This window comes from Streptomyces sp. NBC_00154, from assembly GCF_026342835.1.
GTDB lineage: Bacteria > Actinomycetota > Actinomycetes > Streptomycetales > Streptomycetaceae > Streptomyces.
In genome coordinates, this window is record NZ_JAPEMI010000002.1 from 175,892 (window position 1) to 198,806 (window position 22,915).

At 69.9% G+C, this 22,915-nt stretch carries 20 protein-coding genes and 1 pseudogene; 10 read left to right on the forward strand and 11 right to left on the reverse strand.

What is annotated here, in order from left to right; all coding sequences use genetic code 11:
• Positions 1-45: 45 nt before the first annotated feature.
• The 4 genes and pseudogenes from OHA03_RS37150 to OHA03_RS37165 form a co-directional block, all read right to left on the reverse strand.
• A pseudogene (locus OHA03_RS37150) lies at positions 46-333 on the reverse strand (class F sortase); the annotation flags it as partial.
• A 444-nt stretch (positions 334-777) separates the two neighbouring features.
• Positions 778-1,308, reverse strand: coding sequence for a hypothetical protein (locus OHA03_RS37155; protein WP_267008428.1), 531 nt, complete (start codon positions 1,306-1,308; stop codon positions 778-780).
• A gap of 163 nt (positions 1,309-1,471) precedes the next feature.
• A complete protein-coding gene (locus tag OHA03_RS37160; protein WP_267008429.1) occupies positions 1,472-2,248 on the reverse strand; it encodes a DUF4239 domain-containing protein in 777 nt (258 codons plus the stop codon).
• Between the two features lie 15 nt (positions 2,249-2,263).
• On the reverse strand, positions 2,264-2,758 hold the full coding sequence (locus OHA03_RS37165; RefSeq protein ID WP_267009697.1) for a hypothetical protein: 495 nt from the start codon (positions 2,756-2,758) through the stop codon (positions 2,264-2,266).
• Between the two features lie 204 nt (positions 2,759-2,962).
• On the opposite strand from OHA03_RS37165, the gene OHA03_RS37170 reads away from it, so the two are divergent.
• From OHA03_RS37170 to OHA03_RS37180, 3 genes are all read left to right on the forward strand, one after another.
• Complete coding sequence (locus OHA03_RS37170) at positions 2,963-3,940, forward strand: SCO0930 family lipoprotein (protein ID WP_267008430.1); 978 nt, start codon at positions 2,963-2,965, stop codon at positions 3,938-3,940.
• 202 nt (positions 3,941-4,142) lie between these two features.
• Complete coding sequence (locus OHA03_RS37175) at positions 4,143-4,961, forward strand: SAM-dependent methyltransferase (protein WP_267008431.1); 819 nt, start codon at positions 4,143-4,145, stop codon at positions 4,959-4,961.
• Complete coding sequence (locus OHA03_RS37180; protein ID WP_267008432.1) at positions 4,958-7,132, forward strand: bifunctional diguanylate cyclase/phosphodiesterase; 2,175 nt, start codon at positions 4,958-4,960, stop codon at positions 7,130-7,132. The genes OHA03_RS37175 and OHA03_RS37180 overlap by 4 nt, the downstream gene beginning before the upstream one ends.
• Positions 7,133-7,260: 128 nt before the next feature.
• On the opposite strand, the gene OHA03_RS37185 is transcribed toward OHA03_RS37180, so the two are convergent.
• The gene (locus OHA03_RS37185; RefSeq protein WP_267008433.1) at positions 7,261-8,175 is read right to left on the reverse strand and encodes a LysR family transcriptional regulator; all 915 of its coding nucleotides are present in this window, start codon (positions 8,173-8,175) and stop codon (positions 7,261-7,263) included.
• A gap of 95 nt (positions 8,176-8,270) precedes the next feature.
• Between OHA03_RS37185 and OHA03_RS37190 the strand changes: the two genes are divergently transcribed.
• The 3 genes from OHA03_RS37190 to OHA03_RS37200 are packed head-to-tail and all read left to right on the forward strand — an operon-like array spanning position 8,271 to position 11,672.
• Positions 8,271-8,978, forward strand: coding sequence for a succinate dehydrogenase (locus tag OHA03_RS37190; RefSeq protein WP_267008434.1), 708 nt, complete (start codon positions 8,271-8,273; stop codon positions 8,976-8,978).
• Position 8,979: 1 nt separating this feature from the next.
• Positions 8,980-10,929 (forward strand): fumarate reductase/succinate dehydrogenase flavoprotein subunit, encoded by a 1,950-nt coding sequence (locus tag OHA03_RS37195; protein WP_267008435.1) that lies wholly within the window; start codon positions 8,980-8,982, stop codon positions 10,927-10,929.
• Positions 10,926-11,672, forward strand: coding sequence for a succinate dehydrogenase/fumarate reductase iron-sulfur subunit (locus OHA03_RS37200; protein ID WP_267008436.1), 747 nt, complete (start codon positions 10,926-10,928; stop codon positions 11,670-11,672). The genes OHA03_RS37195 and OHA03_RS37200 overlap by 4 nt, the downstream gene beginning before the upstream one ends.
• 57 nt (positions 11,673-11,729) lie before the next feature.
• Here the strand turns inward: OHA03_RS37200 and OHA03_RS37205 are convergent, their stop codons facing one another.
• Entirely contained in the window at positions 11,730-14,153 is a 2,424-nt protein-coding gene (locus OHA03_RS37205; RefSeq protein WP_267008437.1) for an excinuclease ABC subunit UvrA, read from the reverse strand.
• A gap of 171 nt (positions 14,154-14,324) precedes the next feature.
• Here OHA03_RS37205 and OHA03_RS37210 point away from each other — a divergent pair, with 171 nt between their 5' ends.
• Positions 14,325-14,813: a hypothetical protein gene (locus tag OHA03_RS37210; RefSeq protein ID WP_267009603.1), complete on the forward strand. Its 489-nt coding sequence runs from the start codon at positions 14,325-14,327 to the stop codon at positions 14,811-14,813.
• Between the two features lie 60 nt (positions 14,814-14,873).
• Here OHA03_RS37210 and OHA03_RS37215 read toward each other — a convergent pair whose 3' ends face one another.
• The gene (locus tag OHA03_RS37215) at positions 14,874-15,089 is read right to left on the reverse strand and encodes a dodecin (RefSeq protein WP_030933957.1); all 216 of its coding nucleotides are present in this window, start codon (positions 15,087-15,089) and stop codon (positions 14,874-14,876) included.
• Between the two features lie 202 nt (positions 15,090-15,291).
• Here OHA03_RS37215 and OHA03_RS37220 point away from each other — a divergent pair, with 202 nt between their 5' ends.
• From OHA03_RS37220 to OHA03_RS37230, 3 genes are all read left to right on the forward strand, one after another.
• The gene (locus tag OHA03_RS37220) at positions 15,292-16,548 is read left to right on the forward strand and encodes an extracellular solute-binding protein (RefSeq protein WP_267008438.1); all 1,257 of its coding nucleotides are present in this window, start codon (positions 15,292-15,294) and stop codon (positions 16,546-16,548) included.
• Positions 16,549-16,742: 194 nt separating this feature from the next.
• A complete protein-coding gene (locus OHA03_RS37225; RefSeq protein ID WP_267008439.1) occupies positions 16,743-17,645 on the forward strand; it encodes a GNAT family N-acetyltransferase in 903 nt (300 codons plus the stop codon).
• A complete protein-coding gene (locus OHA03_RS37230) occupies positions 17,642-18,490 on the forward strand; it encodes a 1-acyl-sn-glycerol-3-phosphate acyltransferase (protein ID WP_267008440.1) in 849 nt (282 codons plus the stop codon). The genes OHA03_RS37225 and OHA03_RS37230 overlap by 4 nt, the downstream gene beginning before the upstream one ends.
• Here OHA03_RS37230 and egtD read toward each other — a convergent pair.
• Genes egtD through egtA form a run of 4 tightly spaced genes read right to left on the reverse strand, consistent with a single transcriptional unit; the run spans position 18,433 to position 22,812 of the window.
• Positions 18,433-19,395, reverse strand: a complete 963-nt coding sequence (gene egtD / locus OHA03_RS37235) for an L-histidine N(alpha)-methyltransferase (RefSeq protein ID WP_267008441.1) — start codon at positions 19,393-19,395, stop codon at positions 18,433-18,435. The two genes, OHA03_RS37230 and egtD, sit on opposite strands and share 58 nt — an antisense overlap.
• Entirely contained in the window at positions 19,392-20,147 is a 756-nt protein-coding gene (egtC, locus tag OHA03_RS37240; protein ID WP_267008442.1) for an ergothioneine biosynthesis protein EgtC, read from the reverse strand. Before egtC ends, egtD begins: the two co-directional genes overlap by 4 nt.
• On the reverse strand, positions 20,147-21,481 hold the full coding sequence (gene egtB / locus OHA03_RS37245) for an ergothioneine biosynthesis protein EgtB (protein ID WP_267008443.1): 1,335 nt from the start codon (positions 21,479-21,481) through the stop codon (positions 20,147-20,149). The genes egtC and egtB overlap by 1 nt, the downstream gene beginning before the upstream one ends.
• Positions 21,478-22,812, reverse strand: a complete 1,335-nt coding sequence (egtA, locus tag OHA03_RS37250; protein ID WP_267008444.1) for an ergothioneine biosynthesis glutamate--cysteine ligase EgtA — start codon at positions 22,810-22,812, stop codon at positions 21,478-21,480. Before egtA ends, egtB begins: the two co-directional genes overlap by 4 nt.
• Between the last annotated feature and the right edge of the window lie 103 nt (positions 22,813-22,915).

Sequence of the window (22,915 nt, forward strand, 5' to 3'; positions counted from 1 at the left end):
GGTTACCACGGGTGCGCTCCCTCCATTGGGTGCAAAGCGCTCCCCGCCGTCCGGTTCCAGGTTCACATCGATGAGCGGCGCATCGACCCGGATCGCAGGGACGACCACACGCGAGGCGGGGGCGTACGCCAGTGGCTGCACCGTGACGTCCGCCGGAGGCGCACCGGGGGCGTCCTGATGGCGTTCGGCCGAGGCGGCGGCGACCGGCCGGGGCGGGGCCGGCGAGGGGTCCGGACCGTTCCGCACCAGGGCAAGGCCGGTGAGCAGTACCAGGGCGAGCGCGCCCCAGGGTGAGTACCCGGTCCGCTCGACGCGCCAGTGGTCCCGGCCCATCCCTGATCTTGCGTGGGAATGCCGGCCTTCAGGCCGGGCGGGAAACGCATCATGGGATTCGGAGCCGCGAAGCGGCGTACTACGCTGTGATCCTGCTTCGGCAGCGGTCAGGGCTTGGCCGTCATGAGACCCCGTGGGGTGAGATGAGAAGCCGCCTCGTTTACGAGGGGGAGGAGTCACGGTTCTCCCTTCGTCGCGATGCTGTGAACGCTAAGCGCGTGACGGTCGGGAGGCGATCAGGGAAAGGCGAATGGGTGGCCGACGGAGAGGCCCGCCTCATCGAAGCTGTGACCGGACGGCGATTTTGACCGTCCGTAACATGTGGCCCTGTCAGATCGACGAGTACGGGCGGAATGTGTCGGATCATCGGCCAGATGCATCTGCCGCCCCAGGTCCTGGATCAGGACCCGGGGCGACGGACGTTCCACCGTCGGCTCGCGCCGTTCAGTGGTGACGGCTCTCCTTCCGCCGGCGCATCACGAAGACGGCGCCGGTGGTGGCGACCACTGCGAGTGCGGTAGCGCCGACGACCTCCGCGGAACTCATCCGGCCGATGCCGCCGAGGCCACCCTGCACGCTGTGCCGCGCGATCGTCGTGGAGCCGGTGGGTGTGGGATTGCCGGCGGAGATCGTGAGGCGGATCTTCGCCATGGAGGTAGGGGACGTATTGCAGATGAACGTCACTTCATAGGCAGCGCCAGGTTTGGCATCCCAGTCGACCGTGGCCGCGGCGGTGCCCCCGCTGGGAATGGTGATGCTGTCGAAGACGCCCGAACTGGCCGTCGCTGCTTTTGAGCACCCCCGGGCGGCCAGGGTGACCTGGCCGCCCGGCGCGACCACCGACGGGGCGACGATGGGTCGGGTCGCGCTGGGCGCCTCCTTCGACATCGCGGCATGCGCGGTCGCGGCCGGAGCGGTCAGAGCAAGAGCGGTGGCGCCGAGCAGGGCGACGGGTGCGACACCTATGGGGCGCATGGTGATTCCTCCGAGTCCCCGAGGAGCAGCTGCGGAACGGTTTCCCACAAAGCGTCAGATATGCACCTCGATGGGAGAAACGCTAGAAGTGCCGCATATCATGCGCGATCGGGGTCCGGCGAATGGGGCACGGGTGTCCCTCGGGCGGCGCACCGCCATGCCGTCAGGACGACGGCCCGCCCCCTGCGTTGGGGAACAGATCCAGGAACGGCGCCGCTGTGGCGGAGATGCCGCGGCCGAACGGGGAGTCGAAGTCCCAGATCAGGAAGAGCAGGAAGGCGATGAGCACGCTGAACAGTCCGGCCAGCAGCAGCTCCCGGAACGTTCTGCGGATCTGCAGGGTGAAGATCAGTCCGACGGTCACCAGCGCCCCGGTGATCAGACCGAACCAGACGACGCCCGGCATGGTGGCGCCGGCACTCTGTCCGCGGGCGCTGCGTGCGTCGTCGGCCGCGGCGACCTGGTCGACCAGTGGCTGATAGGCCTGCCCCTCGTGGTCGGTCTTCGGCCGGTATTCGGTGACATCGGCACGTACCCGGCCGAGGAGTTCCGCGCCCCGGTCGGTGAGATCTCCGTGCTTGCTCATCGCCTGCCACTCGTCGTCGACGACATAGCTGACGTACGCGTCGATGTCGGCGCGGATCCGGGCACGCACCTCGGCCGGGTAGACCGAGGAGCGGACGTTCACCTCGTGCAGGGCCTGGGCCTCCTGGCGTACGTACTCCTGGGCGGCGCTGCGGCCCTCCCAGACGCCCGCGATGGCGAGGCCGAGCACGATCGCGTACACCACGCCGATCATCATCGTCATGTACTCGATGACGTCAGGGGTTTCCGACGGATCGTCGTCCTCCGTGATCCGGCGGTTGTTGAGTACGGCGATGGTCAGTACGACGGCGCAGGCCGCGGCCATGGCGAGGGTGAGAACAAGCCATTCCGACATGGGCTTCTCCGTGGGTCATCGGGAGCGGGGACGTAGCACGGCGACGGCGAACACCGCGGGGGCGGTGATCAGCAGGGTGAGAGTGACCAGGGAGGGACCGCGCTGCGGGACCTTGCGCGGCGGCCTGCGGTAGGCGGGTAGCGCCACCGGCCTGGGCGGGGGCGGCGTGGGGCGTGCGGAGGGCGGGGGCGGCGGAGGTGGCGGCGCGGGCTCCGGCTCCGGTGCGGGCGGTGGTGGCGGGGGAGGCGGAGGGGGCGGAGGGGGCGGAGGCGGAGGGGGCGGAGGGGGCGGAGGGGGCGGCGGCGGCGGTGGGGGCTCGGGCCGGGGAGTCGGCTTGGGCGCCGGGCCCGCCTGGCAGTGCCCGTCGCCCGTCGTGGCGACCGCCGCGTTCTCGCTGCCGTCCCCGATCGAGGCGTACGAACAGTTGTCGGCTGCCGCGGGTACCGGGGCGGCCAGGAGCCAGATGAGGGCGAGGGCTGCGGTGAGCCGCCCTACGAGTGATCCGTACACGACGGGGAGCATGTTCCGGCTGGTCGGACCACACGCGGACCGCGGCCAAGGTTCCCCTGATGGAGGGGACCTGGGGCGCTGGACGTTTGCGGCCCCGGAAAATTCTGCGGACGCATTGAACAAAGAAGCACCCGCCGCCCGTACCTAGGGCCATGAACGACGCGGACTTGCGTCGCAACTGGCGGAAGAATTACGGGAGTTGACATGAACACCTGGCGGAACGCCTCGCTCGCGGTGACCGCGGCGGCCCTGTTGGCGCTGACGACGGCGTGCGGTCAGGACAAGGGAACCGAGTCCCCCAACGGGCAGAACGTGGGCAATGCGAGCCCGGCCGGGCAGGCGGGCAGCGGCTACGACACGGACAGCGGGTACGGCTCCGACACCGGCTACGGCTCCGATTCCGAGGCACAGTCCGCCAAGTCGAAGCAGGCCGGACAGCTCGCGGTGTGGGACAGCAAGAAGCTCGGCAAGGTGCTGACGGACAGCGAGGGATTCACGCTCTACCGCTTCGACAAGGACACCGCGAGTCCGCCGAAGTCGAATTGCGAAGGCGACTGCGCGAAGATCTGGCCGGTGGTGCCGGCGGGCAATGTCACGGCCGCCGCCGGTACCGATGATGCTCTGATCGGCAAGGTCACCCGCGCGGACGGCACCCAGCAACTCACCATTGCGGGGTGGCCGATGTACCGGTACGCGAAGGACGCCAAGCCCGGCGACGCCAATGGGCAGGGTGTGGGAGGCACCTGGTTCGCCTCCGCTCCCGACGGCAAGAAGGCTGCGGTGAACGCCGACGGTCCTGTCAGTGGCGAGCAGGCCGATCTCGCGGGACTTTCGGTCCGCAAGGACCCGAAACTCGGGAACATCGTTGTCGACAAGCGCGGCATGACGGTCTACCGGTTCAAGAAGGACAGCGCCTGGCCGATGAAGTCGGCCTGCACCGGGGCCTGCCTCTCGAAGTGGCCGGTTGTCGCCCCGTTGGCCAAGAATGATGTTTCGGGTGTCACCACCAAGGGATTTGTCACCTTCAATCGGCCCGACGGACTCAAGCAGCAGTCCATCGGCTGCTGGCCCATCTATACGTTCTCCGGTGATGCGAAGCCCGGTGACACCAACGGCCAAGGTGTCGGGGGCACATGGTACGCGGTGTCGCCCGACGCAAAGCTCGTGGGCGCCTCGAAGTAACCCCACAACAGCCGTTCCGGACCGGCCCGTCGCTGAATGTCACACTTAGCGACGGGCCGGTTGCACATGCCACTGGTGTGTGACCAATAACGGACCGCTAATTTCCGTTTCCGCTCGCTCTCCTGGCGGTCGATCAGTAGCCTCTGGTCCACACTGACCATGAACATGGCCGGATCGCCGTGGCGACTTGTTGGAGACATCGATGGAGCGTCCCGCCTGGGCACCCCAGGGCATTGACATTTCGGTGCCGAGCGTGTCACGCATGTATGACTTCTATCTGGGCGGATCGCACAATTTCGAGGTGGACCGGGAAGCGGCCCGCAAGGCCATGGAGTTCATGCCGGGACTTCCCAAGATCATGCAGGCCAATCGCGCCTTTATGCGCAGGGCCGTGCGTCACGCCGTGAGTGAGGGCATCACTCAGTTCCTCGACATAGGTTCCGGTATACCGACCTTCGGCAATGTCCACGAAATCGCCCAGGCGGCCGACCCCGAGGCCCGAGTCGCGTACGTCGACCACGACCCCGTTGCGGTCGCGCACAGCCAGGCCGTACTCGAGGGCAACGACCGGGCGGTGATCGTCACCGCCGATCTGCGGCGCCCGCAGGAGATCCTGAAGAGCCGCGAGATCACCGAACTCCTCGATATGGACCGTCCGGTGGCGCTGCTCCTCGTAGCCGTCCTCCACTTCATCGAGGACGCCGACGACCCGCAGGCGGCCGTCGCCGAACTGTGCGAGGGGCTCGCGCCCGGCAGCCTCATCATCATCACCCACGCCTCGTACGAGGGCATTCCGCTCACCCAGGAGGAGGCGGGGGGTGCGGTCGGCGTCTACCGGAACATCCGTAACCCGCTGATCATGCGATCGCGCGACGAGGTCGTCAGGTTCTTCGACGGTTACGAGATGGTCGAGCCCGGTCTCGTGGCGATGCCGGAGTGGCGTCCCGACACCTCCGTGGCGCAGGAGCAGGAAGACCCGTATGCGTTCTCGGGCTTCGCCGGAGTGGGACGCAAGGCGTGAGCATTCCCGCCCAGGCGTCCGACGCACCGGACGCGGAGCCCGACGGTCCCGAGGACCGGCTCCGAAGATTCGCGACGATCTGGAGCCGGGCCACCTTCCCGTCGACGGCCACCTCCATGACCCGTCCGGAGTTCGAGCAACACCTGCTGCCGCTGGCCCGCAGACTGAGTGACATCCTGCACGCCCGGCCCTTCGAAGCGGCGGCCGCGAACAAGGTGGGGGCCGCGCTCGTCGACGCGCACTGCACGGACCCGGAGGTGCTCAGCTCCACGCTCGGCGTCGTCGACTCGTACCTGGTGCTCTACTGCGGCGGCAATGGCCCGGTGGCGCTGTCGACCGAGGACAGCCGGGCCCGCTGCGCCCGGATGCAGCACGCCCTCGCGGGCGGCTTCACCCAGGCGCTGCGCGAACGGACCCTTGCCGAGCAGGAGGCCATCGCCCGCTCGGCGCTGACCGCCCGCTCCAACGCCGAACAGGCCCTGCACGCCACGGAGGCGCGCTTCCGTGCCGTCTTCAAGGACGCCGCCATCGGCATCGGGATCGCGGACCTGGAAGGCAATGTGCTGGAGGTCAACGACACCCTGACCCGGATGTTCGGCGGTCTCGACCACCATGTCCGCAGCCACAAGGTCAACGAGTGGGTCCACCCCGAGGACTCGCCGTACGTGTGGAAGTACTACGACGAGCTGGTACGCGGCGAGCGCGAGCACTACCGGGTGGAGAAGCCGTTCTACCGCAACGACGGCACCGTGCTGTGGACCAACCTCACGGTGTCGCTGCTCCGCGACTCCGAGGGACGGCCGGAGTACCAGCTGGCGCTGATGGAGGACACCACGGAGCGCCGGCTGCTCAATCTGCGACTGCGCTACGAGGCCACCCACGACGCGCTCACCGGGCTGCCCAACCGGACGCTGTTCTTCGAGCGGCTGGAGAAGGCGCTGTCCGCCGCCGACGGCAGCCGCTTCGGGCTCTGCTACCTCGACCTCGACGGTTTCAAGGCGATCAACGACAGCCTGGGCCACGCGGCGGGGGACCGGCTGCTCGTCGAGGTCGCCGACCGGCTGCAGAGCTGTGCGACCGCGCCGGGGGAAATGGTGGCGCGGCTCGGCGGTGACGAGTTCGTGGCACTGACCACCGGGCCCGGCACCGAGGAGGAGGTCGACGAGCTGGCCGGCCGGATCCTCGGCGTACTCGCCGGCCCGATCCGGCTCGACGGTCGGGAACTGACGGTGCGTGGCTCCATCGGCGTCGTCGAGGGACCGGCGGGCGAACGCACCGCTGCCGAAGTGCTGCGCAGCGCCGACATCACGATGTACCGGGCCAAGTCGGCGGGCGGCAACCGTTTCGAGCTCGCCGACGCCGAGGCGGACGCCCGCGCCATCACCCGGCACGGGCTCACCACCGCACTGCCCGCCGCCCTGGAACGCGGGGAGTTCTTCATTGAGTACCAGCCGCTCGTGCATCTCGGTGACGGTACGGTGCACGGTGCGGAGGCCCTGGTGCGCTGGTGCCACCCGCAGCACGGGGTACTCGGCCCGGACCGGTTCATCCCGCTCGCCGAGCACACCGGGCTGATCGTGCCGCTCGGGCGCTGGGTGCTGGAGGAGTCCGTACGGCAGGCCAAGTTCTGGCAGGAGCGGCACAGCGACGGCGGCCCGCTGCGGATCAACGTCAACCTGTCGCCGACCCAGCTGCACCACCCGCAACTGGTTGCCGAGACGGTCGATGTCCTGGAGCGTTCGGGCCTGGAGCCGGGGGCGCTCTGCCTGGAGGTCACCGAGTCCGCGCTCATCGGGGCGGACGACGATCTGCTGAAGCCGCTGCGCCAACTGGCCGAAATGGGCGTCGACATAGCGCTCGACGACTTCGGCACGGGGTACTCGAACCTGGCGAATCTGCGCCGGCTGCCGGTGAGCGTGCTCAAGCTGGATCGTTCCTTCACCCAGGGCATGCAGCAGCATCCGGCGGACCCGGTCGACCTGAAGATCGTCGAGGGGATCGTGTCGCTGGCGCACAGCCTGGACCTGGCAGTGACGGTGGAGGGCGTGGAGACGGGCGCCCAGGCGGAGCAGCTGCGGAAGCTGGGCTGCGACACGGCGCAGGGGTGGTACTACGCGCGGCCCGGTGCGCCGGACCGGATCCACTCCTTGCTGCTGGCCGACGCGGTCTGAACGGGGAGACGGGGCACCGGTTCCGTCCTCAACCGCCGGACGGGCTTGATCACCCCGTCCGGCAACCGCCGGCGAAGGCCGGAACCAAGCCCGTCGGGCGCCCGCAGCCGAACACGGTCCGGGGGCAATCAATCCCGTCCGGTGCGCTGATCCCGGTCCGGCCGGCTGGCCAGCAGCACCTTCTGCAGCTCCCGCGCCGCCCGTGGCGGCGCCACGTCACTGCGGTGCGCCAGCGCGATGGTGCGCCGCAACCCCGGCGGGGCCAACGGCGTCGTCCGCAGATCGTGCCCCGCCCGCGTCGCCACCATGCTCGGCACCACCGCCACCCCGAGCCCCGCCCGTACGAACCCGAGCACCGCGTCCATCTCGCCGCCCTCCACCGTGAACGACGGCTCGAAGCCCTCCGCCCGGCAGGCAGCCACCGTCAGTTCCCGCAGGTCGTAGCCGTGCCGGAACATCACCAACGGCTCGCCCTCCAGATGCGCGATCCGTACGCTGCCGCCCCTCCCGGGCCGCGGAGCCTCCGCCGCCGACACCACCACCAGGTCCTCCTGGAGCAGCTCCACCGTCGTCAGCGCCGGAGACGCGGCAGGCAGCGGCAGCACCACAAGTGCGAGATCGAGCGCGCCGCGGGCCAGCTCCCGTACGAGGTCGTGCGAGCCGCCCTCCTCCAGCAGCAGTTGGATCCCCGGATGCCGGTCGTGGAAGGCACGCAGCACGTCGGGCAGCAGTCCTGTGCAGAGGCTCGGCGTCGCGCCGAGCCTGACCCGGCCCCGGCGCAGCTGGGCCAGCTCCTGCACCTCGTGGCGGGCGGTGTCGGCGTCCGCCAGGATCCGGCGGGCGAGCGGCAGCAGCGCCTCGCCCGCGTCGGTGAGCGTGATGTTGCCGCGGGCCCGGCTGAACAGTTCCGCTCCCAGCTCGTTCTCCAGGGCCCTGATCTGCTGGGAGAGCGACGGCTGGGAGACATGCACCTCCTCCGCGGCACGGGTGAAATGCCGCGCCTCGGCGACGGCCACGAAATACGTGAGCTGCTGGAATTGCATACACGCAGCATAAACCTCGCGATAGGCCATGCCTATGGATATGAGCCATGCCATGTCTTGGACTGATGAGGCCCTTCCGTCCTAGCGTCGTGTGCATGGCATTGGCAACCCGGACGGACCGACGACCGTCCATGACGCGCACGCTCTGGGACTCGTCCGTCGGCAAGAAGGCGATCATGGCCGTGAGCGGCCTGATCATGCTCCTCTACTTGGTCGTTCACATGGCGGGCAACCTGAAGATCTTCTTCGGGTCCGGCGACTTCAACCACTACGCCCACTGGCTGCGGACCTTGGGCGAGCCCTTCCTGCACTACGAGTGGGCCCTGTGGATCGTCCGGGTGGTGCTCGTCGCCGCCGTCGTGCTGCACGCCACCTCCGCGTACCAGCTGAGCCGTCGCGACATCAGGGCGCGCCCCAGCAAGTACGTCCACAAGAGGGCTCGCGCGAGCTATGCCACCCGCACCATGCGCTGGGGCGGGATCATCCTCGCCCTGTTCATCGTCTGGCACATCCTCGACCTGACCACGGGCACCGTGCACTCCGGCGGCTTCCAGTCCGGGCATCCGTACCAGAACGTCATCGACACCTTCTCCACCTGGTACGGCAACGTCATCTACATCGTCGCCATGCTCGCCCTCGGACTCCATGTCCAGCACGGCTTCTGGAGCGCCGCACAGACCCTCGGCGCGGGCAGAGCGACCCGCGACCGTGTTCTCAAGACCATCGCCAACGTCCTCGCACTGGTGCTGACGGTGGGCTTCATCTCCGTACCCGTCGCCGTCATGACCGGAGTCGTGAGCTGACATGATCGACTACTCGCACTACGAGACCGGTGCACCCGTCGTCGACACCAAGGCCCCCAAGGGCCCCGTCGCCGAACGTTGGGACACCCGCCGCTTCGAGGCCAAGCTCGTCAACCCGGCCAACCGGCGCAAGCACACCGTCATCGTCGTCGGCACCGGCCTGGCCGGCGGCTCGGCGGGGGCGACGCTGGCCGAACAGGGTTACCACGTCGTCCAGTTCTGCTTCCAGGACTCGCCCCGCCGCGCCCACTCCGTCGCCGCCCAGGGCGGAATCAACGCCGCGAAGAACTACCGCAACGACGGCGACTCGATCCACCGGCTCTTCTACGACACGGTCAAGGGCGGCGACTTCCGCGCCCGCGAGTCCAACGTCCACCGGCTCGCCCAGATCTCCGTCGAGATCATCGACCAGTGCGTCGCCCAGGGCGTTCCCTTCGCCCGCGAGTACGGCGGTCTGCTCGACAACCGCTCCTTCGGCGGCGTCCAGGTCTCCCGTACGTTCTACGCCCGCGGCCAGACCGGGCAGCAGCTCCTCCTCGGTGCCTACCAGGCGCTGTCGCGTCAGATCGCCGCGGGCAACGTCGAGCTGCACGCACGGACCGAGATGCTCGACCTGATCATCGTCGACGGCAAGGCACGTGGCATCGTCGTCCGCGACCTGGTCACCGGGAAGATCGACACGTACTTCGCCGACGCGGTCGTGCTGGCCAGCGGCGGCTACGGCAACGTCTTCTACCTGTCGACGAATGCCATGAACTCCAACGCCACCGCTATCTGGCGCGCCCACCGGCGCGGCGCGTACTTCGCCAACCCGTGCTTCACCCAGATCCACCCCACCTGCATTCCGCGCACCGGCGACCACCAGTCCAAGCTGACGCTGATGAGCGAGTCACTGCGCAACGACGGCCGGATCTGGGTCCCGAAGGCCAAGGGCGACAACCGGCCGGCCAACGAGATCCCCGAGGACGAGCGCGACTACTACCTGGAGCGCATCTACCCGGCCTTCGGCAACCTCGTACCGCGTGACATCGCCTCGCGCGCCGCGAAGAACGTCTGCGACGAGGGCCGCGGCGTCGGCCCCGGCGGACAGGGCGTCTACCTCGACTTCGCGGAGGCCATCCAGCGGATGGGCAGGGCCAAGGTGGAGGAGAAGTACGGCAACCTCTTCGACATGTACGCGCGGATCACCGCGGAGAATCCCTACGAGACCCCGATGCGGATCTACCCCGCCGTGCACTACACGATGGGCGGACTTTGGGTCGACTACGACCTCCAGACCACGATCCCCGGCCTGTTCGCGATCGGCGAGGCCAACTTCTCCGACCACGGGGCCAACCGGCTCGGCGCCTCGGCGCTGATGCAGGGGCTCGCCGACGGCTACTTCGTCCTGCCGTCGACCATCAACGACTACCTGGCCCGCAACCCGCACCACGACGAGGTCGACGCCTCGCACCCGGCCGTGGAAGAGGCCCTCGCGGAGACCGAGGACCGGCTGAACCTGCTGCTCGCCGTCGACGGCGACCGCACTCCCGACTCCTTCCACCGGGAGATCGGCGAACTCATGTGGGAGTACTGCGGCATGGCCCGCACCGAGACCGGGCTGCGCAAGGCACTCGACCGGATCCCGCAGATCCGCGAGGAGTTCTGGCGTCGCATCAAGGTCCCCGGCACCGGTGACGAATTCAACCAGTCCCTCGAGAAGGCCAACCGCATCGTCGACTACCTGGAGCTCGCCGAGCTCATGTGCCTCGACGCCCTGCACCGCGCCGAGTCCTGCGGAGGCCACTTCCGCGAGGAGTCGCAGACCCCGGACGGCGAAGCCGCCCGCCGGGACGAGGAGTTCTCGTACGCCGCCGCGTGGGAGTTCAGCGCCACCGGCGAAGCCCCCGTCCTGCACAAGGAAGACCTCGTTTTCGAGTACGTCCACCCCACTCAGCGGAGCTACGCATGAAGCTCACCCTGCGCGTCTGGCGCCAGAAGAACGCCGACGCCCCCGGCGCCATGTCCACCTACCAGGTGGACGGCATCTCGCAGGACATGTCGTTCCTGGAAATGCTCGACACCCTCAACGAGGAGCTCATCCTCGCCGGAGACGATCCCGTCGCCTTCGACCACGACTGCCGTGAAGGCATCTGCGGCGCCTGCAGCCTCGTCATCAACGGTGACGCCCACGGCCCGGAACGCACGACCACCTGCCAGCTCCACATGCGGTCGTTCCAGGACGGCGACACGATCGACATCGAACCGTGGCGCGCCTCGGCCTTCCCGGTCGTCAAGGACCTGGTCGTGGACCGCTCGGCCTTCGACCGGATCATCCAGGCGGGCGGCTACATCTCCGCCCCGACCGGCACCGCACCCGACGCCCACGCCACCCCTGTGCCCAAGCCCGACGCCGACTTCGCGTTCGAGCACGCCGAGTGCATCGGCTGCGGCGCCTGCGTGGCGGCCTGCCCCAACGGCTCGGCGATGCTCTTCACCTCGGCGAAGATCAACCACCTCAACGTCCTGCCGCAGGGCGCCCCCGAGCGCGAGACGCGGGTGCTCGACATGGTCGACCAGATGGACAGCGAGGGCTTCGGCGGCTGCACGCTCACCGGGGAGTGTGCCACGGCCTGCCCGAAGGGCATCCCGCTGCCGTCCATCTCGGCCATGAACAAGGAGTGGCTGCGAGCGACCCGCAAGGTACACCGCTAGAGTCTCGCCGTCATTCCGGTCCGGGAGCCGCCCGCTCCCGGACCGGAGGGCGAAGGCTCAGCCCAGTCGTAGCGCCGCCGACAGGTACGGTGCCGTCCGGCTGTCCGCCGCACCCGCCACCTCCGTCGGCGGTCCGGCGGCGACGATCCGGCCGCCCCGGTCCCCGCCGCCCGGACCGAGGTCGATCACCCAGTCGGCGCCCGCGACGACCGCCATGTCGTGCTCCACGACCACCACCGTGCTGCCCCCGTCGACCAGCCCGTGCAACTGCCGCATCAGCACCTCGACATCGGCCGGATGCAGACCCGTGGTCGGCTCGTCGAGCAGATACAGGGTGTGGCCGCGGCGGGTGCGCTGCAACTCGGAGGCCAGCTTGATCCGCTGCGCCTCACCACCGGACAGCTCCGTCGCCGGCTGCCCCAGCCGCAGATAGCCGAGTCCGACATCGAGCAGCGTCCGCAGACTGCGCTCGGCGGCGGGCGTCCCCGCGAAGAAGCCGGCCGCCGACTCCACCGTCAGGTCCAGCACCTGCGCAATGTTCAGCCCGCGCAGAGTCACCTCCAGCGTCTGCGGGTTGTACCGCGCACCATGACAGTCCGGGCAGGGCGCATACGTGCTCGGCAGAAAGAGCAGCTCGACGGAGACGAACCCCTCGCCCTGGCAGGTCTCGCACCGCCCGCTCGCCACATTGAACGAGAACCGCCCCGCCCGGTAGCCGCGCTCGCGCGCCACGTCGGTCGCGGTGAACAGCTTCCGTACGACATCGAAAAGCCCGGTGTAGGTAGCCAGGTTGGAGCGCGGGGTACGGCCGATCGGCCGCTGGTCGACCTGGACGAGACGGTCCACCGCCTCCAGCCCCAGCGCCGATGCGCACCCCGGCACGGGCCGCTCGGCGGGGAGATCGGCGGTCGGGGAAGCCTGTCGGTCAGCGAGGGCCCCGGCGAGCACCTGGCCGACCAGCGTCGATTTGCCCGAGCCGGAGACACCGGTGACCGCCGTGAACACCCCGAGCGGGAACGCGGCGTCGACTCCGCGCACATTGTGCCGGTCCACACCGATCAGCTCCAGCCACCCGGAGGGCGTACGCGGCTCCCGTGCCGGCACCGGACCCCCGTCGAAGAGGAACCGTCGCGTCGCAGACTCCTGCACGTCCGCGAGCCCGGCCGGGGGTCCGCTGTGCAGCACCCTGCCCCCGTGCTCGCCGGCCAGCGGCCCCACGTCGACCAGCCAGTCCGCCTGCCGCACCACATCCATCTGGTGCTCCACGACGAAGACCGAGTTCCCGGCCTCCTTCAGCCGCCCGAGGACCGCGAGCAGCGACTCGGTGTCCGCCGGGTGCAGACCGGCCGACGGCTCGTCCAGCACATAGACGACCCCGAACAGCCCCGACCGCAGCTGCGTGGCGAGCCGCAGTCGCTGCAGCTCGCCGGAGGAGAGCGTCGGAGCCGTACGGTCGAGGCCGAGATAGCCGAGGCCGAGCTCGGTCACCGTCTCGATCCGGGCCAGCAGATCCGCCGTCAGCACCCGCGCGGTGTCGTCGCCGCCCGCGGCCGACAGCACCTCGGCGAGATCCGCGAGGGGAAGTGCGGCCAGCTCGGCGATCGTACGGCCCGCGAAGGTGACGGCCATCGCCTCCGGGCGCAGCCGGCTGCCGCCGCACACCGGGCAGGGGACACCGGTCAGGAAGCGTTCGGCCTTGGCCCGCAGGGTGCGGCTCCTGGAGTCCGCGAAGGTGTGCATCACGTAGCGCCGCGCGCTCATGTACGTGCCCTGGTAGGGGCGCTGGATCCGGCCGGCGTCACGCACCGGATGGACCGTCACCACCGGCTGCTCGTCGGTGAAGAGGATCCATTCCCGGTCCTTCGCGTCCAGCTCCCGCCACGGCCGGCCGATGTCGTACCCCAGCGTGTCCAGCACATCGCGCAGGTTCTTGCCCTGCCAGGCGCCCGGCCAGGCCGCGATCGCACCGTCGCGGATCGACAGCGACGGGTCGGGGACGAGCAGCTCCTCCGTGGTGCGATGGATCAGGCCCAGGCCGTGACACTCGGGGCAGGCCCCGGCGGCGGTGTTCGGCGAGAACGCGTCGGAGTCCAGCCGTTCGGCGCCCGCAGGATACTCCCCGGCGCGCGAGAACAGCATCCGCAGCGAGTTGGACAGCGTGGTGACCGTGCCCACGGAGGACCGGGCGCCGGGCGCGGACCGGCGCTGCTCCAGGGAGACCGCGGGCGGCAGCCCGGTGATCTCGCCGACCTTGGGCGCGCCGACCTGGTGGATCAGCCGGCGGGCGTACGGGGCGACGGACTCGAAGTAGCGGCGCTGAGCCTCGGCGTAGATCGTCCCGAAGGCGAGCGAGGACTTCCCCGAGCCGGAGACGCCCGTGAAGACGGTGAGGGTGTCGCGCGGGATGTCGACCCGGACGTCCTGCAGATTGTTCTCGCGGGCGCCGCGCACCCGGACGTACCGATCGTGAGGGGTGGGCATGCGCGCGGGGCTCCGTACGGATCGGGACGGGGATGACACCTGAGGGCAAACAGCACGATCCTAGGCGTCGATGGTGGCCGGGCCCGGGAAGAGGCCTGCCGCAGGCCGTGCGAAGTGACCTGGGAGTCCGGAGGTGTGGACGCGTTGTTCGGCGCCCAGGACACTGGAGGCGTGATGGACGACGCCCGGCCGCTGGCCGTATTCGACCTGGACGGCACGCTCGCGGACAGCGGCCACCGGCAGCATTTCCTGGAAGGAGCCCGGCGTGACTGGGGCGGCTTCTTCGCCGCCGCCGTCGACGATCCGCCGCTCGACGAGGGCGTACGGCTGGTGCTGAGCAGCGCCGAGGAGTGCGAGATCAGATATCTCACCGGACGGCCCGAGCGCTGCCGCCGCGACACCGTGGCCTGGCTGGAGGAACAGGGCCTGCCCGAGGGGCGGGTGTACATGCGCCGCAACGACGACCGCCGGCCGGCCCGCCACACCAAGCTGGAGATCCTGAAGAGGCTGGGCCGGGAGCGTGACGTGCGGATGCTGGTCGATGACGACGAGCTGGTCTGTGATGCGGCCGAGCAGGCCGGGTTCGCCGTCGTGCGGGCCCGCTGGGCTGTGACCTCGGCTTCGATGCGGGACGCGCAGGAGCGCGAAGGGCGTACGTGACGCCGTCGAGCCGGCCCGGTCGTCACGTCGGGCCGGCCCGGCTGTGCGCGTTGCGCCGGCTCAGCTGGTCTCGTCGAGCCGGAAGCCCACCTTCAGGCCTACCTGGTAGTGCTCGATCCGGCCATCCACGATCTGCCCGCGCACCTGGGTGATCTCGAACCAGTCGAGGTTGTGCAACGTTTCCGAAGCCCTTGCGACGCCCCTGCGGATGGCGTCATCGACCCCTTCGTGGGAGGTTCCTACGATTTCGGTGACCCGATAGGTGTGGCTTGACATCGTGTGTCTCCTTTCGTCCTTACCACGGTGCCCCATCCGACCCTGGTACGCGAGGGGTCGGGGTGGGGAACGTGTCGTGAACTGGTCTTGACCAAATTGATTGGTCCATACCAAAATCCAGCCACGCCCGTGCGAGCACCGCCCGCAGTCCCCCCACATCGGGTCCTGTACCAGTCGTGCTGTTTCGCAGAAGGTGACCCCTGTGAAGAACCGCGTACTCATCGGCGCCGTCGCGCTCGTGTCCACCGTTGTACTGGGTGGCTGCGGCTATCTCCCGGGATCGGGTGGGTCCGGCGACAAGAAGGTCACGATCTGGCTGATGAAGGACAGTGTTTCTGCCGACTTTCTGGACCGCTTCACGAAGTCGTACGAGGACGAACACCCCTCCATCGAACTGGAGTTCAAGATTCAGAGTTGGAGTGGAATCGGCCCCAAGGTCACCGCGGCCCTCAAGGGCGAGGACACCCCGGACGTCATCGAAGTCGGAAACACCCAGGTCGCCCAGTACGCGGAGAGCGGCGGTCTGCGCGACCTCACTCTCGAATCGATGCGTGACCTCGGCAGCGAGGACTGGCTGCCCGGCCTGGCCGACCCGGGCAGCATCGAGGGCATTCAGTACGGCATCCCCTGGTACGCGGCCAACCGTGTGGTGATCTACAACAAGGACCTCTTCGAGCAGGCAGGCATCAAGAACCCGCCGAAGACCCGGCAGGAGTGGATCGAGGACAGCCGGGTGCTCAATCGGAAGGGCAACCAGGGCATGTATCTCGCGGGCCAGAACTGGTACGTACTCGCCGGGTTCATCTGGGACGAGGGCGGCGAGCTGGCCATCGACAACGGTGGCGAATGGGAAGGTGCCCTGGACACTCCCGCCGCACTCAGGGGCATGGCCTTCTACAAGGAACTCCAGTCGTACGGCAAAGGTCCCAAGGACGCCGACGAGGAAAGGCCCCCGCAGACCGACGTGTTCGCCAAGGGCGATGTCGCGCAGATCATCTCCGTGCCGGGCAGCGCAAAGCTCATCGAGCAGAAGAACCCCGAACTCAAGGGGAGACTCGGATACTTCCCGATCCCCGGCAAGACCGTGAAGAACCCCGGCTCCGTATTCACCGGCGGTTCCGATCTGATCGTTCCGGAGAAGGCGGCCGAGCGCAGCGCCGGTATAGACGTGATCACGGCGCTCGCGGGCGAGAAGTGGCAGGAGGACCTCGCCCGGACCATGAGTTACGTGCCCAACAAGCCGACCCTCGCCCATGTCATCGAGGGCCAGGAGGGCACCGCCGCGATGGCCGAGGGCGCCAGGCGTGGGCATGCCACCCCCAGCTCGCCCCAGTGGGCGGCGGTCGAGGCCGCCAACCCCATCAAGCCGTACATGACGGCTGTCCTGCAGGGCGGCGACCCGCTGGAGGAGGCCAAGTCCGCCTCGGAACGGATCACCGCCCAGCTCGCGGGCAGCTGAGGGACAGCTTGATCGGTGTACGGCAGGGCGCCCGGTCCGCCGCCCCGCACCTCGGGATTCAGCCGTCGCACATCCAGGCTCTCCACAGCGGTCATGTCGAATCCAGCCGGTCACGGAAGAAGTAAGGGGCCGGGCCGTCGCAGCAGTGCGGCAGCCCGGCAGCCGCCCTTGCCGATCCGTCCCCGGAGACCGTCATGAACGCGCTGCCCACTCCACCGCTCGTCGCCGGACCACTCACCTCCGTCCCCTCCGTACCGCAGCAGCCCGCCCCGGTGCAGGTCACCCCGGCGCTGTCCGAAGCCCTGGCCCCGTCAGCCCGTCCGGCCGCGCCGCTCTACCGGGTCTCCCTCGCCGTCAGCCAGGAAGACGTGCGCGCCGCACAGCGGCTGCGCCACCAGGTCTTCGCCGGTGAACTCGGCGCCCGCCTCGACGGCCCCGAACCCGGCCTGGACAGCGACGCCTTCGACTCGTACTGCGACCACCTGCTGGTACGGGAGGTGGCGAGCGGCGACGTCATCGCCACGTACCGACTCCTGCCGCCCGAGCGGGCCCGGATCGCCGGCCGTCTCTACGCGGAGAGCGAATTCGATCTCGGCCGCCTCGGCCCGATCCGCGACGACCTGATCGAGGTCGGCCGCTCCTGCGTCCACCCGGCCCACCGGGACGGCGCCGTCATCGCCCTCATCTGGGCGGGCCTGGCCCGCTACATGGAGCGCAGTGGGCACAACTGGCTGGCCGGCTGCTGCTCGATCTCCTTGGCCGACGGCGGCGTGCTGGCCGCCGACTCCTGGGAGACGGTGCGGACGAAGTACCTGGCCCCCGAGGAGTACTGGGTCGCCCCGCACCGTCTCTGGCAGCCCACCGCCGTCACCCGCCCCACCGGAGCCGTGGGCGCCGCCGGGCGGACCACCGCGCGCACCGGGCTCGCCGTCCTCCCGCCGCTCCTCCGCGGCTATCTGCGACTCGGTGCCTGGGTCTGCGGGGCGCCCGCGCACGACCCGGACTTCAACGTCGCCGACCTCTACGTACTCCTGTCGCTGCGCCGCACCGACCCGCGCTATCTGCGCCACTTCCTGTCACTCGCTCCGCTGACATGAGCGTCTGGCTGCCCACGGCACCCTGCACCCCGCACACCTGCGCCGGTCACACGGGCCCCGTGCGCGGCCGGCTCGCGGCGTCGGCCCTGCTGGTGGCGGGATGCATCGTCGTCCTCGTCGGCGTGGTGTGCGTCCCGGCCGTGCTGCTGCTCGGCCAGGCACCTCGCGACCGGTTGATCCGGTGGTGGGCATACGGGGTGGTGCGGGCGTTCGGCGTACGGGTACGGGTGATCGGCCGAGCGCAGCCACCGGCCGGAGAGGCGCACGCCGGCGCGCTCGTCGTCGCGAACCACATCTCGTGGCTGGACATACCGCTCGTCGCCGCCGTGCTCCCCGGCCGGATGCTCGCCAAGAGCGAGATCCGGCGCTGGCCGGTGCTCGGCGCGCTCGCCGCCCTCGGCGGCACGCTGTTCGTCGAGCGCGACCGGCTGCGGGCGCTGCCCGCGACGGTGCGCGACATCGCGGGGGCGCTGCGCGGCGGGTCCCGGGTGGTGGTGTTCCCCGAAGGCAGCACCTGGTGCGGGCGCGGAACCGGCGGCCGGTTCCGGCCCGCCGCGTTCCAGGCCGCGCTCGACGCCCACGTCGATGTCCGCCCGGTACGCATCACCTACCGCACCGCGCGGCCGGGCGAGCCGGCCGCCGGCGCCGCCGCCTTCGTCGGGGACGATCCGCTCACCGCCTCACTGTGGCGTGTGGTCACGGCGGCCGGGCTGACCGCAGAGATCCGCGTCCTGCCGCCGATCCCGGCGGGCACGCTGCCCGGCCGCCGCGTGCTCGCCGGTGCCGCTCAGACCGCCGTTGCCAGCGACAGTGCGAAGCGGTCCGCGGAATCCGTCCACCACTGAGTCAACCTCAGCCCGGCCGTGGCGAGCTCGCCACGGATCCCCTCCTTGCGGAACTTCGCCGACACCTCCGTGCGCATGTCCTCGCCGGCCTCGAACGGAACCACCAGATCCAGCCCGGGGATCTTCACCGTCAGCGCTCTGCGGGCCCGCAGGCGCATCTCGATCCACTCCTGCTGCCGGTCCCACAGCGCCACATGGTCGAAGTCGGCCGGGTCGAAGTCCGCGCCCAGCTCCCGGTCGACGACGGTCAGTACGTTCTTGTTGAACGCCGCCGTCACTCCGGCCGCATCGTCGTACGCCGCGACCAGCACCTCCTCGTCCTTCACCAGATCCGTGCCGAGCAGCAGCGCGTCGCCCGGCGAGAGCAGCGACCGTACGGACTTCAGGAACACCGCCCGCTCGTCCGGCAACAGGTTGCCGATCGTGCCGCCCAGGAACGCGACCAGCCGCGGTCCCGGAGTGTCGGGCAGGGCGAGCTCGCCCGTGAAGTCGGCGATCAGGGCGTGGACCGAGAGATCCGGCCGTTCCACGAGCAGCGCCTCGGCCGCGCCTCGCAGCGCGCTCTCGCTCACGTCCACCGGCACGTAGCTGTGCAGTCCGGGCAGCGCGTCCAGCAGATGCCGGGTCTTCTCCGACGAGCCGGAACCCAGCTCGATCAGGGTCTTCGCCCCGGATGCCGCGGCGATCTCCGGCGCGCGGGCGACCAGGATCTCCCGCTCGGCGCGGGTCGGGTAGTACTCGGGGAGCCGGGTGATCTCCTCGAACAGTTCGCTGCCGTGCGCGTCGTAGAACCATTTGGGCGGCAGCGTCTTCGGGTGCCGGGTCAGGCCGTGCAGCACATCGGCGCGCAGCGCCGCGTCCGTCGCGTCCACCGGCAGGGTGCGGGTCAGCAGAAAGGGACTCACTCGGTGGGCTCCTTGAGCGGGGTGAGCAGAACGTCGGCGCGGGTCGCGGCCAGCAGAGTGCGGTCGGGGACCTCGCGCCAGTGCGGATCGTCGTCGTAGGGTTCCGAGGCCACGACCGTTCGGTGGCCCGGCTCGGCCAGATACCACAGGGTGTCGCCCCAGGCCGTGGCCACGATCGTCGTACCGTCGGTGAGCAGCAGATTCAGCCGCGAACCGGGCGCCGCCTCCGCGACCTCGCGCACCGTGTCGGCGACCGCCTGGGGCACGTCGTCGCCATCCGCGACCCGGTGCTGCACCAGCGCCCAGATCAGGGCCGAGTCGCAGCGGGCGGCAAGGGCGAGGAGTTCGGCCGGGGGCAGCGTGGCGGCAAGCGGCGCCAGCGATCCGGGCCAGCCCTTCACCGCGCCGTTGTGGCTGAACAGCAGCCGCCCCGCGGCGAACGGCGCAGCCGCGGCCTCACCGTCCGCGTCCCTCTCGGTGGCGTCCCGGACGGCGGCGAGCAGCGCCGTGCTGCGTACGACTCTGGCCAGATCGTCGAACGACTGGTCGGCCCAGATGGGTCCCTGGCGCCGGTAGCGTCCTGGGATCGGGTCGCCGTCCGCATACCAGCCCACGCCGAAGCCGTCCGCGTTGACCGTTCCGTACTTCTGCCGGCGTGGCTCCCACGACTGGCGGACCAACGCGTGGGGCGGCCGGGTCAGCAGCTCACCGAGCGCCACGGGCGGCCCCAGATAGGCAATATGGCGGCACATCAGAGATCCCTCGCGGTACGGAATCCGGAGAAGATCTGGCGCCGCACCGGAAGGTCCCAGTTCCGGAACGTGCCCCGGCAGGCCACGGCGTCCACGGCGAACGAGCCGCCGCGCAGCACCTTGTGGGCAGGCCCGAAGAAGACCTCCGAGTACTCGCGGTAGGGGAATGCCGAGAAGCCCGGATAGGCGAGGAAGTCGCTCGACGTCCACTCCCACACGTCGCCGATCAACTGCCGTACTCCGAGCGGTGACCGACCCGCCGCATACGCCCCGGCCGGTGCGGGCCGCAGATGGCGCTGGCCCAGGTTGGCCCGCTCGGGGGACGGGTCCTCGTCGCCCCACGGATAGCGCCGCGAACGCCCTGACCCAGGGTCGTGGCGCGCCGCCTTCTCCCACTCGGCCTCGGTGGGCAGCCTGCGCCCCGACCAGCGGGCGTACGCGTCCGCCTCGTACCAGCTGACATGGAGCACCGGCTCGTCGGCGGGCACCGGCTCGGTCACCCCGAAACGGCGGCGCAGCCACTGGCCTCCGTCCCGGTGCCAGAACAGCGGAGCGGCCAGCCGGTGCTCACGGACCATCGCCCAGCCCTCGGGTGCCCACCAGCGCTGATCGGTGTAGCCGCCGTCCTCGATGAAGCGTTCGTACGCGCCGCAGGTGACCGGAGCCGTGTCGATGAAATACCCCGGCACCTCACGCACATGGGCGGGGCGTTCGTTGTCGAGCGCCCACGGCTCGGTCGACGTACCCATGGTGAACGGGCCGCCGGGAACCATGACTTCGGCGGGCAGCGAGGCCGCGTCGGTGGGTGGCGGCGGCTCCGGTGTGGTGAGCACGGCCGGACCGGATCGCAACTGATGGGTGATCAGCATGGTTTCGTCGTGCTGCTGCTCGTGCTGGGCGATCATTCCGAAGGCGAAGCCGGCCTCCACGAGCGGACGGTCACCGATCAGTGTGGTGCTCTCCAGGACGTCCAGGGCCCTGCCGCGCACCTCCGCGGCATACGAGCGGGCCTCGGCGGGCGGCAGCAGCGGAAGAGAGGGGCGGCTGGCCCGCGGATGCTCGAAGGCGTCGTACAGCCCGTCGATCTCGGGGCGCATCGCCTCCCGCCCGGCCACTCCGCGCAGCAGCCACAACTCCTCCTGATTGCCGATGTGCGCGAGGTCCCAGACCAGGGGCGACATCAACGGCGAGTGCTGGGCCGTCAGTTCACGGTCGTCGACGCTGTCGGTGAGGAGCGTGGTGCGTTCCCGGGCGGTGAGGAGCGCCGCGAGAGCGCGCTGCCGGAGCGCCTCCGTATCGAGATCGGGCGTCGGGGTTGCGGAGGATTCAGTCATGAGCGGGCTTTCCTTCCCTCTTCCGGACGGATCGCCGGGGGCACCGCATGCACCGAGGGCATCGCGAGCAGTTCGGGCAGATCGTCGGCCGGACATCGGCCCCGGGCGACGAAACGGTCGTGGAAGTCCGCCACAGCCTGTTGAACTGCCTCGGACGCACCCAGTCGGGGCAGAGCCTCCAGCGCCACTTCGAAGCAGGTCGCGGCTGTCACCCGCAGTTCCGGGTCGGCCAGGCCGTCACGGGCGGCGCCGACCCAGAGAGGATTGCGCGGAGCGGACCGCGCGCCTGCTATCTCGGCCAGAGGTTTGACGGTGCGGTACACGGTCTCGGCAGCCTCCGGGTCGTCGAACAGGGCAGTGGTGACGGCGAGCGGCACAAGCCATCCGTCGTCACCGAACTGTGCGTCGATCATGCGCAGTTCGAGATGTCCGCGCGGGCGAGCCGGCGGAAACAGCGTGGTCATGTGGTACTCGAGATCGGCGCGCGTCGGCGGCCGCGGCGCACCCGTACGGATCCAGTCCCGGAACGTCAGACCGACCGGCACGGCCCACGGCGCCTCGTCGCTCCGGATGCACATCACCGGGGCGTCGAGCACATGTGTGGCCCAGTCGTCGCGCGGGGCGAAACGGCCCGGCGGTGCCAGGCTCCGAACCGGATCGAGGTCGGCCCACAGCGACTGGCGGGTGGACCGCCATCCCGTCGGCCGGCCCTCCCGGTACGGCGAGTTGGCGAACGCCGCCACCAGCACCGCACCCAGCAGATGCGCCAGCTGCCAGCGCCGCCCGTAGCCGAGCGGCCCCGGCTCCTCCTCGCCGGCGTCCAGACAGACCTGGACGGACGCGGTGGAGCACATCATGGCGCGACCCGCCGGTCCCGACCGGTCCAGCGAGGCCTCCAAGGCGTCGTAGCGGGGCTCGTGCAGCAGACGACGTGGGGGATGCCACGGATCGACGCCGAGACCGACCGGTACGAGGTCCAGCCGGCCGAGCGCGGCACGTACGGCGGCCAGGTCGGTGGCCATGGCATCGACACAGGCCATCAGGGAGTCCGCCGGCTGTGAGCTGAGCTCCAGCTGTCCGCCGGGTTCGAAGGTGAGCGCCGCGCTCAGCGGCAGCGCGCCCACGGCGGCGACGGCCGCGTCGATGCGGTCGTGGGCGACCGGGGTACGGGGTCGGTCACGGTCGTGAATGAGCCATTCGAGCTCGACACCGACCGTCCGGGGCGGGCCGGTCTTGAAGCAGATGCATCGCAGTAAATCCTCAGCCTCGCCCTCACCGAGGGGGCGGTCGTAATCGGTCGGACTGTGGCCGACGGGTGCGTCCGGTGACATGCCGGGGCCTCCTTTTTCGGTACGTCCGTACCACCCAAACCGTTGCGGGGAGATCGCACAAGGGTGCCCTTGCGCGGCACATAATCCCGTTGCGCAGGGAGCG